The following is a 14404-nucleotide window of genomic DNA, read 5'->3' as shown; positions in this document are numbered from 1 at the left end:
TGACTACGCACATCGCTGTGCGATTTATAAAAATGAATTAACAGGTACGTTTTGTCTTGTTTAGTTTTCAAAGAACTTTGTTTGCCGCTCATTTAAGCGACTTTATTATCATAACATTTACCGTCACTACTGTCAACAACTTTTTAACATTTCCTTTTCAAAAAAGCTGTTCGTCATCAGCGACGTATATTAGAATAACACCTTCAATTGTCTAAGTCAATACATAATATCAATTAAATGATAAATTGCTTAATAACGACTAACGCAGCTATTCCGGGTATCCCTAAAATTCCGCTGATAGCTGTTGTAACCAGATTAATCGGCACATGAATGCCAAGACTGCCGCCAAACATATTTACACAAACCAGCAGCAAAGCACCTGCCACAAATTTAACAGCTGTGATGCCAATCCACTTTAAAGGCTTCGCAGCTGAACCTGATAAAAAAAGAAGAATAACCAGTCCTAAAATAATCCCAATAATAAAAATAGGCTCCATGAATCTTCTCATCTCCTTCGCTTGTTCTAGTACAAGCTTATGAGAAGATCCAGGAGTTTAGACCACTTACTTCCACCGGCTGATTTTTAAATTTCGCTGCTTCGCTTCCCTTAAGTAAAAAAAATACTTCGCTTCAGCTACTTTCAGTTCGTATAACACTTCAGCAGACGGTTCTAAGCTTTTTTCGACCAGCTTTTTTTGCCTGTTCCACTCTTCCTTTTGCTTAAAAAGCTGCTCGGTTAGTTTTTCATCAAACTCTCTTCTTAATGTTTTCTTGCGAAGAAAACCCATGGATCGCTTTTTCCTCCTTACAATTCACGTCTTCCTTCAAGTGCTTTAGAAAGAGTGACCTCGTCAGCATATTCCAAGTCACCGCCGACGGGCAGTCCGTGGGCAATACGGGAGAGCTTAATACCAGACGGCTTGAGGAGCCTTGATATATACATCGCCGTTGCTTCCCCTTCTATATTAGGGTTTGTCGCGAGGATCACTTCTGTCACTTGATCATCCTGTAATCGTTTTAACAATTCTGGTATTTTAATATCCTCCGGTCCGATGCCGTCCATTGGAGAAATAGCGCCGTGAAGAACGTGATACTGTCCGTTGTATTCCTTCATTTTCTCCATAGCGATAACATCCTTAGGGTCTTGCACAACACAGATAACAGACTTATCCCTGCGCGTATCTTCACATATATAGCAAGGGTCCTGATCTGTAATATGCCCGCAAACTGAACAATATGTCAGGTTGCGTTTCGCATTTACTAATGCTTTCGCAAAATCTAATACTACATCTTCTTTCATACCTAGAACAAAAAAAGCCAGACGAACCGCTGTTTTCGGTCCGATCCCTGGCAATTTCATAAAGCTGTCAATCAGCTTTGATATTGGTTCAGGATATTGCATGTTCTTTTATCCCCCTAGAATAAACCTGGCATGTTCATTCCCTTTGTAAATTGACCCATTGTTTCGTTTGTGATTTCGTCAACTTTTTTCAAAGCTTCATTCGTTGCAGCAAGCACTAAATCTTGAAGCATATCAATATCTTCAGGATCAACGACTTCTTCTTTGATGATAACATCCAGGATTTCTTTTTGGCCGTTTGCTTTTACTGTTACCATACCGCCGCCTGCAGTTCCTTCAACAACCTTTTCTGCAAGCTCTTCTTGAGCCTTCGCCATGTCCTTTTGCATTTTTTGCATTTGTTTCATCATTTTTTGCATATTACCCATTCCGCCACGCATAGCATTCACTCTCTTTCATTTTGTTAGTCTTTTATTTCAATTAGATCCGCTCCAACAAGCTTTTTCGCTTCGGCAATAAGCGGGTCTTCTTCAGCCGGTTCATTTGATCCTTCATTTTCCTGCTGATGATCTTCTAAAAATTCTTCTCTTATTTTACCCCATTGTGCTTCTGGAACGCCAATCAAATCCATTCTTTTTCCGAGCATCGATTCTAAAATCTGCTCAAGATTAGTCCGGACTCCGTTGTTATCCTCAGCGACCATTTTACAATGAATTTCATATTTGAATTTCAGAACAAATGCCGCCGATCCGGCAGCCACAGGTTCACTGTCATTCAGCAAAGCGGCATGTGATACTTTGTTTTGCTGTTTGAGATGAGCAAGAAGCTTGCCCCAACTGTTTCTGAGCAGATCAAGATCCGGTCTTGTGGCTTCCTTCAAAATCTCATGAATTCTGCCTACTGGCGCTTTGTAATTGGATTTCCCGCCCTTTGGCACACGCGGCGCTTCTTTTTTCGGGCTTTCCGCAGCTGCTTTTATGCCCGTTGTTTTGAGCCGCTCTACTTCCTGTTCGAGCTGCTGGATTTTTTTCATCAGCATATCCACTTCCGGGAGATCAGCAGCAGATTGATGTGAGGTTTGGCAAATCTTCACAACGGCCACTTCGAAAAAGATACGCGGATGATTTGTCCATTTCATTTCCTGATGGCTCTTGTTCAGAATATCAATCATTTCATATAGGGCCTGAGCCGGAATTTGTTCACTTAGTTCCCGGAACGTTTCATCGACTTTTACTTTCTCAAGCACTCCCTCTAAGCCAGGGGCTGTCTTGTACAGCAGCATGTCCCTGAAATAGAAAATCATATCTTCTATCAGCTTAGCTGGATCTTTTCCTTGCTGAAGCAATTCATTTAATGTTTCCAGTGCGTCAGAAACGTTTTTATCATGCAGGGATTGTGCAAGCTTCCCGATATATAATTGAGAAACAGCACCCGTAATTAAAAGCGCATCTTCGATTTTCAGGATATCGCCGCTGAATGATATTGCCTGATCAAGAAGGCTCAGGGCATCCCTCATCCCTCCGTCTGCAGCACTCGCGATGATATCCAGCGATCCTTCCTCCACTTGCAGCTGTTCAGCATCAACAATTTTATTCATGCGGCCTACAATCGCTTGGGAGGTAATTCGTTTAAAGTCAAAACGCTGACATCTAGAGATAATGGTTAAAGGAATTTTGTGTGGTTCAGTTGTTGCTAATATGAAAATACAATGCTCAGGCGGCTCTTCTAATGTTTTTAGTAATGCATTAAAAGCGCCGATAGAAAGCATATGCACCTCATCTATGATATATACCTTATATGTGACGGCCGATGGGGCAAACTTCACTTTATCGCGAATGTCACGAATCTCATCAACACCGTTATTAGAAGCGGCGTCAATTTCTATGACATCGGATATTGACCCGTTTGTTATCCCTTTACAGGCCGCACATTCGTTGCATGGCTCATCAACAGGAGCATGTTCACAGTTGACAGCCTTAGCAAATATTTTGGCTGCACTGGTTTTTCCGGTTCCTCTTGGCCCGGAAAACAGATAGGCGTGAGAAAACTTTTTTTGCAAAAGGGCATTTTGCAGCGTTTTTGTAATGTGTTCTTGTCCGACCACATCTTCAAAGCGCTGAGGCCTGAATACTCGATATAAAGCTTGGTAACTCACGGGTTTGCCCTCCTCCGTTATTCATCATTCCCATTATACATGAACCTTGTTTCGATTCCAAAAGCTCTTTTTACATAACAAAAAACTCACCTAATGTTAGGTGAGTCTGAAAATTTGATGATTGATTTACCGTGCACCTTCTGTCGATTCGCTACCCTAAGCGTTACTTAAGCAGTTAGCTCGGCCCAGGCAACCCTGCGGCACATGAGAGGTTTCACTTAATGCTGCTTCCTTCCGGACCTGACATGGTTCATGAATTCCCATTGCGCAGGACCCAAACGTCAACACCACTTACTTAAGGCAGGCCTTAAAGTAAACGAACCTCGAGAAGGGATTCGGCCCTGCTAGAGCGGATTGCAGGTACAGGGCACCGCTACCTCCCCGCTTAGCACGGCAAAATAAATATCAAATTTTATGTTGCATCTATTACGATGCACACTTAAGTATATCTGTTTCCCCTAAAAATTGCAACCGTACTATTCAGACAAGTTTTTCCTGGCGGCTTTCTTCTTTTTTCTTAGTTCTCTGAAAAACGCACTGAGCATTCCGCCGCATTCTTCCTCAAGTACACCGCTCACCACTTCAGCCTGATGATTAAAGCGTTCCTCCTGAAGAAGGTTCATTAGCGTGCCTGAACAGCCGCCTTTCGGATCAAATGCGCCAAAAACCACTTTTTCCACTCGAGAAAGTACGACTGCACCAGCACACATTGGACAAGGCTCAAGCGTCACATAAAGAGTCGCACCTTCCAGCCGCCATGTTCCGAGTGCCTTACACGCTTCATCAATTACAAGCATTTCTGCATGGGCAATAGATCGTTGCTCAGTCTCTCTTAAATTATGTGCACGCGCTATAATTTCATCATTAACGACAAGCACCGCACCTATTGGCACTTCACCTTTCTCTTCAGCCTTTTTCGCTTCTTTAATTGCTTCTTTCATATAAAGTTCATCTTGTGTCATAAGGATAAGCTCTCTTTTCAAAGTTTTTTCATTGCCTAAAAAGGCTACATATTAACTATAACTGAAACGGAAAGGAGACTGTCGATTGTCCAAAGCAGATACAGCCCTTCTCATTGTAGACATGATCAATAATTTTGAATTCGATATGGGAGAAACCCTCGCTAAAAAAACAGAAAAAATCGTTCCTCATATTTTATCATTAAAGGAGCACGCGAGACAAAATGAATGGCCGATTATTTACATCAATGATCATTATGGACTTTGGCAAGCTGACATTAAAAACATTCAGCAAGAATGCACAAATGAAAGAAGCAAGGATATCATCACTAAGATAGCCCCGGAAGATGCTGATTATTTTTTAATCAAACCAAAACATTCCGCTTTCTACGAAACTGCACTTCACACCCTTCTTACTGAGTTGCAGGTGAGACATATTATCTTAACAGGTATAGCCGGCAATATATGTGTGCTGTTTACCGCTAATGACGCTTATATGAGGGAATACAGCATCACGATTCCTAAGGACTGTATCGCGTCAAACAGTGACGAAGATAACGAATTCGCCTTAACTATGATGGAGAATGTTCTTTTCGCAGAAATTACGACGGAAGAACAAATTACAGAAAAATAAACATGATCAGCGCTTTTCTTTCATACATTGATAGCGATATGAAAGGAGGCGTTTTTCATTCAAATTTATGTGGTAAAACAAGGCGACACTCTTTCTGCTATCGCTTCACAATACAGAACAACCGCAAATGAGATCACTGAAACGAATGAAATACCGAATCCCGACAGCCTTGTTGTCGGACAAACCATTGTCATTCCAATAGCCGGCCAGTTCTATGATGTGAAGCGAGGTGATACCCTGACATCCATCGCCCGGCAGTTCAATACAACAGCAGCCGAGCTCGCAAGGGTTAACCGCATCCAGTTAAATACCGTGCTTCAGATTGGTTTCCGTTTATACATCCCTCCAGCTCCTAAACGAGACATCGAATCAAATGCTTATTTGGAGCCCCGAGGAAATCAAGTCAGCGAAAATCTCCAGCAGGCGGCCAGAGAAGCGTCGCCCTACTTAACGTACCTTGGCGCATTCAGCTTCCAGGCACAGCGGAACGGAACCTTAGTCGCACCGCCTTTAACGAATTTAAGGAGCATTACAGAAAGTCAAAATACAACATTGATGATGATTATAACGAACCTAGAAAACCAGGCATTTAGTGATGAACTTGGCCGGATCCTTTTGAACGACGAAACTGTAAAAAGAAGGCTTCTAAATGAAATAGTGGAGAATGCCAAGAGATATGGCTTCCGTGACATTCATTTCGACTTTGAATATTTGCGGCCCCAGGATAGAGAGGCCTATAATCAATTTCTCCGCGAAGCAAGGGATCTTTTTCATCGAGAGGGCTTAGAAATTTCTACGGCTCTTGCTCCTAAAACAAGTGCAACACAGCAGGGCAGATGGTATGAAGCTCATGATTACAGGGCACATGGCCAAATTGTCGACTTTGTTGTTCTCATGACATATGAATGGGGCTATAGCGGCGGGCCGCCTCAAGCGGTTTCTCCAATTGGACCTGTCCGTGATGTCATAGAATATGCTTTGACTGAAATGCCTGCGAACAAAATTGTCATGGGCCAGAATTTATATGGATATGACTGGACGCTGCCATATACAGCAGGGGGAACTCCAGCAAGAGCAGTAAGCCCTCAGCAAGCCATTGTCATAGCTGATCAGAACAATGCTTCCATTCAGTATGACCAAACCGCTCAAGCTCCTTTCTTCCGCTATACTGATGCAGAAAACAGAAGGCACGAGGTATGGTTCGAGGATGCCCGCTCGATTCAAGCAAAATTCAATCTGATTAAAGAGCTGAATTTAAGAGGCATCAGCTATTGGAAGCTGGGTCTTTCCTTTCCACAAAACTGGCTGCTGCTGTCTGATCAATTTAATGTTGTCAAAAAGACGTTTCGATAATTTGGAAACGTCTTTTTTTCATGGGGGCACCCAAGGGTTGTGATACAATATGAAGGTCGGTAACTGACGCACGTTTTTCAGATATAAGGAGGATTCCGATGAATACAGCCCCTTTTATTGCAATAGAAGGTCCTATCGGGGCAGGAAAAACAACTCTCGCAACGATGCTCTCACAAGAGTTCGGATTCCCTATGATCAATGAGATTGTAGAGGATAACCCGTACCTTGATAAGTTTTATGACAATATAGAGGAATGGAGCTTCCAGCTCGAGATGTTTTTTCTTTGTCACAGATACAAACAGCTTGAAGACACCAGTGATCACTTTTTAAAAAAGGGACAGCCTGTAATAGCTGATTATCATATTTATAAAAATGTGATTTTTGCGGAACGCACCTTGTCTCCACATCAGCTGGAAAAATACAAAAAGATATATCACCTGCTAACGGATGATCTGCCAAAGCCGAATTTCATCATTTACATAAAGGCCAGTCTGCCTACATTGCTACACCGCATTGAAAAACGCGGGCGCCCCTTTGAGAAAAAAATTGAAACTAGCTATTTGGAGCAGCTGATTTCAGATTATGAAGTCGCCATCAAGCAGCTGCAGGAAGCAGACCCTGAACTTACAGTGTTAACCGTAGATGGTGATTCAAAGGATTTCGTTTTGAATAAGAGCGACTTTGAACGCATTGCCGCCCATGTAAAGGAGCTTATCGTATGAAGGAACATCATATCCCTAAGAATTCAATTATTACAGTAGCAGGAACAGTAGGTGTCGGAAAATCGACTTTAACAAAAACTTTAGCTAAACGGCTTGGATTTAAAACATCTTTGGAGGAAGTCGATCATAATCCATACTTGGAAAAGTTCTATCATGATTTTGAACGTTGGAGCTTTCACCTTCAAATTTATTTCTTAGCTGAACGCTTCAAAGAACAGAAAACAATTTTTGAAGCCGGCGGAGGTTTTGTACAGGATCGTTCGATTTATGAAGATACAGGAATTTTCGCAAAAATGCATGCTGATAAAGGGACAATGTCAAAGGTTGATTATAAGACTTACACAAGCCTTTTCGAAGCAATGGTGATGACACCGTATTTCCCACACCCAGATGTGTTGATCTATTTAGAAGGAGATCTGGAGAACATTTTAAACCGGATTGAACAACGCGGCCGTGAGATGGAGCTTCAGACAAGCCGGTCTTATTGGGAAGAAATGCATACACGCTACGAGAACTGGATAAGCGGTTTTAATGCCTGCCCTGTTTTAAAACTTCGCATTGAAGATTATGATCTTCTTAACGACGAAAACTCGATTGAACATATTGTAGATCAAATTGCTTCAGTTATTCATGATAATCAAAAAAAGTGAATCTCAGTCGAGATTCACTTTTTCTTTAAAATAAAAAATCCGCCGCACCGAATGCAACGGACAAAACAATCTCCAATATATGCTTGTGTTTCATTAGAATTAAAATCAATATGGCGGAGGAAGAGGGATTCGAACCCCCGCGGGCTTTGACACCCCTGTCGGTTTTCAAGACCGATCCCTTCAGCCGGACTTGGGTATTCCTCCGTATCGACAAGACTTACTATATCACGTATGTTCTCGTGTGGTCAAGCATTTTTAAAAACTTTTTTTGTTTTTATGAAAATGCCGTGTTTACATAAGCAAAAAGGCGCACCTTGTCAGGCATGCCTTTCCATAATTTACGGTTTCATTACTTCTCTATTCCCCATATAAGGACGAAGCACTTTCGGAATCACAACGCTTCCGTCTTCCTGCTGATAATTTTCTAAGATAGCAGCAACTGTTCTTCCAACCGCCAGTCCTGAACCGTTCAGTGTGTGTACATGCTCAGGCTTGCCTTTCGCTTCACGTCTGAAACGAATATTCGCACGTCTCGCCTGGAACGCTTCGAAGTTGCTGCAAGAAGAGATTTCTCGATATGTGTCTTGGCTTGGAATCCAAACTTCGATATCGTATTTTTTCGCAGCCGTAAAGCCTAAGTCACCCGTACACATGCTCATGACACGGTATGGAAGCTCAAGCAGCTGAAGAACCCGTTCTGCTTGGTTTGTAAGCTTCTCTAATTCTTCATAAGAATCTTCAGGCTTCACAAACTTTACAAGCTCAACTTTATTAAATTGGTGCTGACGAATTAATCCGCGTGTGTCACGTCCTGCTGAACCAGCTTCAGAACGGAAGCAAGCACTGAATGCCGCATAGTTGATCGGCAGGCTGTCACCTGAAAGGATTTCATCGCGATGCATGTTTGTAATCGGCACTTCCGCCGTTGGAATTAAGAAATAATCTTCTTCTCTGATTTTAAATGCATCCTCTTCAAATTTAGGAAGCTGCCCCGTTCCCGTCATGCTTGCGCGGTTTACCATATATGGCGGGATCACTTCAGTGTAGTTATACTCATCCACATGCAGATCAAGCATAAAGTTATAAAGCGCACGCTCCAGACGAGCACCTAAGCCTTTATAGAACACGAAACGGCTTCCTGTTACTTTGGCAGCACGTTCAAAATCCAGAATACCCAGCTCATCCGCAATATCCCAGTGCGGCTTCGGCTCATAAGCAAATGAAGGCTTTTCACCCCATTTACGCACTTCTACGTTGTCGTCTTCTGTTTCACCGACAGGTACAGACTCATGCGGAATATTCGGGATTGAGAGAAGGATTGTATCAAGCTCAGCTTCCACTGTTCGCAATTCTTCATCAAGCTTTTTAATTTTCTCGCCGACTTCACGCATTTCTTTAATAATGTGATCCGCGTCTTTTTTCTCACGCTTCAGCACAGCAACCTGCTGAGAAACTTCATTTCGTTTTCCTTTTAACTCTTCAACCTTGCCGATAAGCTCTCTTCGTCTATCATCCAGCGCCTCAAACTTATCAAAATCAGTTAAGTCTTCGCCTTTGTGTACAAGCTTTGCTTTAATTTCTTGAAAATTTGCTCTCAGCATTTTCGTATCAAGCATGCGAAACACTCCTTTTTTTATTGATTTGTCGAAAATAAAAAGAGCCCTCATCCCCATAAAGGGACGAGAGCTCTCGCGTTGCCACCCTGATTGAAAACAAATCAAAGACTCGTTTTCCACTTTCAAACATAACGGTTATCCCGTAAATGCCTACTTGTTTCAGCATTTCGCTCAAGGATGGATTCAGACAGCATCTTTCACCGATTCGCACCAACCATCGGCTCTCTTAGAAAGAGAGGCTCCCTACTAGTTCCTATCAACGCTTTTCGATCTTTATTTGTGCTTATAATGTACTATAAGTTTCCACAGCTTTCAACTGTTTTATACAAGTGCCTTTTGCTTATATTCCTCAACCATTTCAACAAACAGCTGTGTCACTCGGTGATCTTCTGTCAGCTCCGGATGGAATGAGCAGCCAAGGAATTGCCCCTGTTTCGCGGCTACAATACGACCATTATGCTCCGATAGAACTTCAACATTTTCACCAGCTTCTAAAATATGCGGAGCACGGATGAATACCCCTGTAAAAGGCTCGTCCAAGCCTTTAATTTTTAAATCAGCTTCAAAGCTGTCAACCTGCCGGCCAAATGAATTACGTTCTACAACCACATTCAGAAGACCTAAATGAGGATTATCTGAACCGGCAATTTCTTTTGCTAATATAATTAATCCGGCACATGTTCCAAACATCGGTTTGCCCTGAGCAGCGAATTCACGAAGCGGCTCCATGAATTGATACGTATCGATCAAACGGCGCATCGTTGTGCTCTCACCGCCCGGCAAAATCAACCCGTCAACTTCGTTCAGCTGCTCCGGACGTTTTACGACAAGACCAGCCGCGCCGCATGCTTCAATCGCATGGATGTGCTCTCTAACTGCTCCTTGAAGTCCTAGTACACCTATTGTTAACATGTCAGCAGCGCTCCTATGTTCTTACCAGCCGCGTTCTTGCATACGCTGTTCTGGAAGTAAGTTTGAGATTTCAATCCCTTTCATTGCAGTACCAAGCTCTTTTGACAGCTCAGCGATCAATTTGTAATCAGTGAAGTGAGTTGTTGCTTCCACAATTGCTTTCGCAAATTTAGCAGGGTTGTCTGACTTGAAAATACCAGAACCAACAAATACTCCGTCAGCACCGAGCTGCATCATGAGAGCAGCATCAGCTGGAGTTGCTACGCCGCCAGCGGCAAAGTTAACGACAGGAAGCTTGCCGTCTTTTTTAATTTGAAGAAGAAGCTCGTAAGGAGCACCTAGGTTTTTCGCTTCTGTCATTAGTTCATCCTCACTCATCGCAACTACTTTGCGCACTTGAGCGTTAACTTTACGCATATGGCGAACAGCCTCAACAATATTACCTGTTCCAGGCTCACCTTTTGTGCGAAGCATAGAAGCACCTTCCGCAATACGGCGTGTTGCTTCACCAAGATCACGGCAGCCACAGACAAAAGGAACTGTGTATTCATTTTTATTTAAATGAAATTCTTCGTCAGCCGGCGTCAGAACTTCACTTTCATCAATATAGTCAACACCCATAGCTTCAAGCACACGCGCTTCAACAATATGTCCGATACGCGCTTTTGCCATTACCGGGATAGATACTGCATTCATTACTTCTTCCACGATTGTAGGGTCAGCCATACGGGCAACTCCTCCAGCCGCGCGAATATCTGCTGGCACACGTTCTAGCGCCATTACAGCGACAGCTCCAGCTTCTTCAGCGATTTTCGCTTGTTCCGCATTGATGACGTCCATGATGACGCCGCCTTTTTGCATTTCTGCCATTCCGCGTTTTACACGTTCAGTACCTGTTTGAGCCATTTCTTGGTCCCCCTAATCAAGGTATAGTTATATGATTTCTAATTCTTATTGTATCCTAGAAATCCAATAATTCATATGGATATATACTATTTTATTCGGTTTTTAACGCTTTGAAAATCATTTTTTATTAAAAATTGGGTTTTTTCAGTATATTACGCGAAAGAGCCCTAACATCCATCAGAGCTCTTTCAATTGATTAAAACCAGCCGGTTACCGTATCAACAATGCTTCCCCAAATTCCGGCAAAAAATCCGCCGATACTGCGCATTGTCAAAACAAACCAGTTTGCTTTTTCTACATTTTCTTTTGTAACAAGGTCTACGCCAGCCAGATCGCTGTTAATGAATCCGTAATCCTTTTCATCACCTGTGTATTCCGCAGTCAGCTTCCCAACCTTGGTTCCTTTTTTCACAGGAGCAGTTAAGTTGTCTTTATTCAGTGTGACCTTCGCTTTGTAATTCTTTTCTTCACCATTTTTGACAGGAAGAGAGAACGCCTTGTTTGTCACAATGCCTACTTCTTTCTCTTTACCCTTATCAACTGAAATTGTTTTATGGCCTTTTACTTGATCGCCTTCAGCATAAATTTCTTTCATGGAGAAATTGTCGAAAGCATAATCAAACATTTTTTTCGTTTCATCGAAACGGCCTGTATGAAGGTTGCCCTTTGCGTTTAAAACAACAGTGATGACACGCATACCGTTGCGTTCAGCTGTTCCTGTAAAGCATGAACCCGCAGAGTCAGTAGAACCTGTTTTCAGTCCGTCTACAGTCGCTTTTTTATACTCGCTGACAAGCCCCTTCAGCATAAAATTCCAGTTCGGCATGTCCATTTCATCATCGGTGCCTTCTCTGAATTTCGTTTTGGCGATACTGGAAGTCTCCAGTATCTCAGGGTAGTCAGTAATCAAGTGATCCGCAAGAATTGCCATATCCTTTGCAGAAACTTCACTTTCTTCATTTACGCTTGTCCCCTCAGGCTGATGCCCGTGAAGATCTTTGTTTTCAAGACCTGTTGCGTTAACAAATTTGTAATCTGTTAAGCCTAGTTCTTTTGCTTTTGCATTCATTTTTTCAACAAACTTAGTTTCAGAACCGGCAACGATTTCTGCAATCGCAATAGCAGCAGCATTTGCAGAATAAATTGCTGTAGCTTGATATAATTCTTTTACTGTGTATTTCCCGTCTTTCCGAAGAGGAACGTTTGATAAGCTGTTATCTTGGGAAATTTCATACACATAGTCATCAGGCGTATAGGTTTGGTCCCATTTCACTTTACCTTGATCAATTGCTTCCAATAACAGATACTCTGTCATCATTTTTGTCATACTAGCAATTGGCAGTCTCTTATCTGCATTTTTACTGTAAAGAATTTTACCTGAAGAAGCTTCGATCATAATAGCAGCAGATGCATTGATATCAATTGGATCGCTGGCTGCTTTTGCTTTTGACATTGGAGCCAGACACGTGACAGCTAGAGTTAACACAACCAATGACATCAGTAGCTGTTTACATTTCTTGATGTTCAATCGTACGACCTCCGTATTTCATTTTCTTCATCTATAATTAAGCCGTTAAGGACATTTTCAATGCACAACAGTATAAATTTTATCATAATCAGTATAAAAAAAATAGACAGAGTCAGAGACCCTGTCAAATGTTTTTAATTTGTAACAATTTATTATGAAATTGTATAGTTAGGTGATTCTTTTGTAATCTGTACGTCATGCGGATGGCTTTCGCGAAGTCCTGCGCCTGTCATGCGAATGAACTGAGCTTCTTCTCTTAGCGCACGCAGATCTTTGGACCCGCAATACCCCATACCAGAACGAAGGCCTCCGACTAGCTGATAAACGGTTTCTTCAACTGGTCCTTTGTAAGGTGTGCGTCCTTCAATTCCTTCAGGAACAAATTTTTTGTTTTCTTCTTGGAAGTAACGGTCTTTACTTCCTTTTTCCATTGCAGCAACTGATCCCATGCCGCGGTATACCTTAAATCTTCTGCCTTGGTAGATTTCAGTTTCACCAGGGCTTTCTGATGTGCCTGCAAGCAAGCTTCCGAGCATAACAGCATGTCCGCCGGCTGCCAATGCTTTAGTGATATCGCCAGAGAATTTAATCCCACCGTCGGCGATGATTGTTTTGCCGTGTTTTCTTGCTTCAGTCGCACAATCATAAATTGCTGTAATTTGCGGAACACCGACGCCGGCTACAACACGTGTAGTACAAATTGAACCAGGCCCTATTCCAACTTTGACAACGTCTGCTCCAGCTTCGATAAGCGCTCTTGTCGCTTCAGCTGTTGCCACGTTTCCAGCAATAATGTTTAATTCGGGATACGTTTCACGGATTTTTGTGACTGTGTTTAAAACGCCTTGAGAGTGTCCGTGAGCTGTATCGATAACAATCACATCAACATTGGCTTCAACAAGCTTTTTGACGCGAGTCATTGTATCGCCAGTTACACCAACTGCCGCGCCAACGATCAGGCGGCCGTGAATGTCTTTAGATGAGTTCGGGAACTCAATGACTTTTTCAATGTCTTTAATTGTGATAAGACCTTTTAATTTATTCTGGTCGTCTACGAGAGGAAGCTTTTCAATTTTATGTTTCTGCAAAATCTTTTCAGCTTCATCCAGAGTAGTTCCTACAGATGCAGTAACTAGCTCTTCTTTCGTCATGACATCGCTGATTTTCATTGAGTAGTCAGAAATAAAACGAAGGTCACGGTTTGTAATAATTCCAACAAGCTTCTGGTCTTCTTCGTTATTTACAATCGGAACACCGGAAATTCTGTATTTCCCCATCAAATGCTCCGCATCAAATACTTGGTGATCAGGAGTTAAAAAGAAGGGATTTGTGATAACGCCGCGCTCAGAACGCTTTACTTTATCAACTTGTTCAGCCTGCTGTTCAATGGACATATTTTTGTGAATGATGCCCAAGCCGCCCTGTCTTGCCATTGCAATTGCCATTGCTGATTCTGTTACAGTGTCCATACCTGCGCTGATGACAGGAATATTTAGCTTTAACGTTTTTGTAAGTTCTACAGATAAATCCACATCACGCGGAAGTACCTCAGACTTTGCTGGCACAAGCAGCACATCGTCGAACGTTAAGCCTTCTTTTGAAAATTTACTTTCCCACATTAGTAAATCCCCCTCTTTTCGGCAAAATATTATATGTAGATTATCAACTA

At 42.3% G+C, this 14404-nt stretch carries 15 protein-coding genes, 1 tRNA gene, 1 other RNA gene and 1 other annotated feature; of the genes, 4 read left to right on the top strand and 13 right to left on the bottom strand.

Annotation, left to right across the window (positions count from 1 at the left end):
• Positions 1 to 233: 233 nt before the first annotated feature.
• The 7 genes from bofA to tadA form a co-directional block, all read right to left on the bottom strand.
• A complete protein-coding gene (gene bofA / locus NSU05_RS00150; protein WP_003225421.1) occupies positions 234 to 497 on the bottom strand; it encodes a sigma-K factor-processing regulator BofA in 264 nt (87 codons plus the stop codon).
• Positions 498 to 563: 66 nt separating this feature from the next.
• Entirely contained in the window at positions 564 to 788 is a 225-nt protein-coding gene (locus NSU05_RS00145) for a YaaL family protein (RefSeq protein WP_003242387.1), read from the bottom strand.
• A 17-nt stretch (positions 789 to 805) separates the two neighbouring features.
• Positions 806 to 1402 (bottom strand): recombination protein RecR, encoded by a 597-nt coding sequence (gene recR / locus NSU05_RS00140; RefSeq protein ID WP_003225425.1) that lies wholly within the window; start codon positions 1400 to 1402, stop codon positions 806 to 808.
• Positions 1403 to 1416: 14 nt separating this feature from the next.
• Positions 1417 to 1740 (bottom strand): YbaB/EbfC family nucleoid-associated protein, encoded by a 324-nt coding sequence (locus NSU05_RS00135; protein WP_003225427.1) that lies wholly within the window; start codon positions 1738 to 1740, stop codon positions 1417 to 1419.
• 23 nt (positions 1741 to 1763) lie between these two features.
• Entirely contained in the window at positions 1764 to 3455 is a 1692-nt protein-coding gene (dnaX, locus tag NSU05_RS00130) for a DNA polymerase III subunit gamma/tau (RefSeq protein WP_014475560.1), read from the bottom strand.
• A 129-nt stretch (positions 3456 to 3584) separates the two neighbouring features.
• Positions 3585 to 3849, bottom strand: an RNA gene (gene ffs, locus NSU05_RS00125) — signal recognition particle sRNA large type.
• 82 nt (positions 3850 to 3931) lie between these two features.
• Positions 3932 to 4417, bottom strand: a complete 486-nt coding sequence (gene tadA / locus NSU05_RS00120; RefSeq protein ID WP_003226784.1) for a tRNA adenosine(34) deaminase TadA — start codon at positions 4415 to 4417, stop codon at positions 3932 to 3934.
• A gap of 85 nt (positions 4418 to 4502) precedes the next feature.
• On the opposite strand from tadA, the gene NSU05_RS00115 reads away from it, so the two are divergent.
• The 4 genes from NSU05_RS00115 (at position 4503) to dck (ending at position 7773) form a co-directional block, all read left to right on the top strand.
• Positions 4503 to 5048: an isochorismatase family cysteine hydrolase gene (locus NSU05_RS00115; RefSeq protein WP_003226786.1), complete on the top strand. Its 546-nt coding sequence runs from the start codon at positions 4503 to 4505 to the stop codon at positions 5046 to 5048.
• A 69-nt stretch (positions 5049 to 5117) separates the two neighbouring features.
• Positions 5118 to 6401 carry a glycoside hydrolase family 18 protein gene (locus NSU05_RS00110; protein ID WP_003226788.1) on the top strand — a complete coding sequence of 428 codons (1284 nt, stop codon included), beginning with the start codon at positions 5118 to 5120 and terminating at the stop codon, positions 6399 to 6401.
• A gap of 98 nt (positions 6402 to 6499) precedes the next feature.
• Positions 6500 to 7123, top strand: a complete 624-nt coding sequence (dgk, locus tag NSU05_RS00105; protein ID WP_003226790.1) for a deoxyguanosine kinase — start codon at positions 6500 to 6502, stop codon at positions 7121 to 7123.
• Entirely contained in the window at positions 7120 to 7773 is a 654-nt protein-coding gene (gene dck, locus NSU05_RS00100) for a deoxyadenosine/deoxycytidine kinase (RefSeq protein ID WP_015715086.1), read from the top strand. Before dgk ends, dck begins: the two co-directional genes overlap by 4 nt.
• Before the next feature lie 111 nt (positions 7774 to 7884).
• On the opposite strand, the gene NSU05_RS00095 is transcribed toward dck, so the two are convergent.
• The 6 genes from NSU05_RS00095 to guaB form a co-directional block, all read right to left on the bottom strand.
• Positions 7885 to 7977: transfer RNA gene (locus NSU05_RS00095), tRNA-Ser, on the bottom strand.
• Between the two features lie 134 nt (positions 7978 to 8111).
• Positions 8112 to 9389, bottom strand: a complete 1278-nt coding sequence (gene serS / locus NSU05_RS00090) for a serine--tRNA ligase (protein WP_038428252.1) — start codon at positions 9387 to 9389, stop codon at positions 8112 to 8114.
• Between the two features lie 56 nt (positions 9390 to 9445).
• Positions 9446 to 9658: a binding site (T-box leader), on the bottom strand.
• A 52-nt stretch (positions 9659 to 9710) separates the two neighbouring features.
• Complete coding sequence (pdxT, locus tag NSU05_RS00085; RefSeq protein ID WP_038428251.1) at positions 9711 to 10301, bottom strand: pyridoxal 5'-phosphate synthase glutaminase subunit PdxT; 591 nt, start codon at positions 10299 to 10301, stop codon at positions 9711 to 9713.
• Between the two features lie 21 nt (positions 10302 to 10322).
• A complete protein-coding gene (gene pdxS / locus NSU05_RS00080) occupies positions 10323 to 11207 on the bottom strand; it encodes a pyridoxal 5'-phosphate synthase lyase subunit PdxS (protein WP_003247145.1) in 885 nt (294 codons plus the stop codon).
• A gap of 196 nt (positions 11208 to 11403) precedes the next feature.
• Positions 11404 to 12735, bottom strand: coding sequence for a D-alanyl-D-alanine carboxypeptidase (gene dacA, locus NSU05_RS00075; RefSeq protein ID WP_032676922.1), 1332 nt, complete (start codon positions 12733 to 12735; stop codon positions 11404 to 11406).
• A gap of 152 nt (positions 12736 to 12887) precedes the next feature.
• A complete protein-coding gene (gene guaB / locus NSU05_RS00070; protein WP_003226803.1) occupies positions 12888 to 14354 on the bottom strand; it encodes an IMP dehydrogenase in 1467 nt (488 codons plus the stop codon).
• Positions 14355 to 14404: the final 50 nt, after the last annotated feature.

The organism is Bacillus sp. EU52, assembly GCF_037964975.1.
In the GTDB taxonomy this organism is placed as follows: Bacteria; Bacillota; Bacilli; order Bacillales; family Bacillaceae; genus Bacillus; species Bacillus subtilis.
This window is presented reverse-complemented; position numbering and strand designations above follow the sequence as displayed.

Coding starts and splice junctions, on each gene's coding strand:
- pdxT (WP_038428251.1), bottom strand. CDS start 10,301: ATGTTAACAATAGGTGTACTAGGACTTCAAGGAGCAGTTAGAGAGCAC.
- guaB (WP_003226803.1), bottom strand. CDS start 14,354: ATGTGGGAAAGTAAATTTTCAAAAGAAGGCTTAACGTTCGACGATGTG.
- NSU05_RS00135 (WP_003225427.1), bottom strand. CDS start 1,740: ATGCGTGGCGGAATGGGTAATATGCAAAAAATGATGAAACAAATGCAA.
- NSU05_RS00145 (WP_003242387.1), bottom strand. CDS start 788: ATGGGTTTTCTTCGCAAGAAAACATTAAGAAGAGAGTTTGATGAAAAA.
- serS (WP_038428252.1), bottom strand. CDS start 9,389: ATGCTTGATACGAAAATGCTGAGAGCAAATTTTCAAGAAATTAAAGCA.
- recR (WP_003225425.1), bottom strand. CDS start 1,402: ATGCAATATCCTGAACCAATATCAAAGCTGATTGACAGCTTTATGAAA.
- dgk (WP_003226790.1), top strand. CDS start 6,500: ATGAATACAGCCCCTTTTATTGCAATAGAAGGTCCTATCGGGGCAGGA.
- pdxS (WP_003247145.1), bottom strand. CDS start 11,207: ATGGCTCAAACAGGTACTGAACGTGTAAAACGCGGAATGGCAGAAATG.
- dck (WP_015715086.1), top strand. CDS start 7,120: ATGAAGGAACATCATATCCCTAAGAATTCAATTATTACAGTAGCAGGA.
- bofA (WP_003225421.1), bottom strand. CDS start 497: ATGGAGCCTATTTTTATTATTGGGATTATTTTAGGACTGGTTATTCTT.
- tadA (WP_003226784.1), bottom strand. CDS start 4,417: ATGACACAAGATGAACTTTATATGAAAGAAGCAATTAAAGAAGCGAAA.